This is a genomic window from Kitasatospora nipponensis (genome assembly GCF_039528135.1).
Taxonomy (GTDB): Bacteria; Actinomycetota; Actinomycetes; order Streptomycetales; family Streptomycetaceae; genus Kitasatospora; species Kitasatospora nipponensis.
On record NZ_BAAALF010000626.1, the window covers coordinates 1 to 588 of the forward strand.

Annotated in this window: 1 pseudogene; it reads right to left on the reverse strand. The window is 70.2% G+C overall.

Going from position 1 to position 588, the window contains the following annotated elements:
• Window positions 1-588, reverse strand: a pseudogene (locus tag ABD323_RS42350) (ricin-type beta-trefoil lectin domain protein); the annotation flags it as partial.

Sequence of the window (588 nt, forward strand, 5' to 3'; positions counted from 1 at the left end):
CCCGCCTGGTCGGCGCTGACCGTGACGCCGTCCAGCGCGGTCCCAAATCGGAGGGTCTTCAGCTGAGGACTGGACGCCGCGGCCTGGGTCTTGACCACGAACACAGTGGTCAGACCGCCGAGCTTCGTGGCGGTGACCTTCAGGTCGACGTCCGGCAGGACGTTCGCGTACACCAGGCCGTCGCCGTCGGTGTCCACCGTCGGGGCGGGCAGTGGGAACGGGGCCGTCAGGGATAGCTTCTTGCCGTCCGCGCTGGCCATCGTCGCCAGCGGTCCGTCGCCGCCCTTGGACATCCTCAGACCCGAGGCGGAGGACTTCGGCGAGTACGTACCGTCCGTGTTCGCGGCGAGCGTCGCATCGAGCGCCACCCAGGCACTCCCGCGCCTCACGCGCTGCTGGTCGGGATGCGAGGTGAACGCCAGATGCCCGCCCGGGGTGGCCGCTGTCTCGGTGAACTCACTTGTCAGTGAGTCGATGACGACGTTCTGCCCGGTGGTCTTCGCCTTCGCGAGCGCCTGGTCCGCCTCCGCCGCCCGAGGCTGCTGCTTGGCACGCTCGGCGTCCCCCGCTGCCGTCTCCCTCCACCGC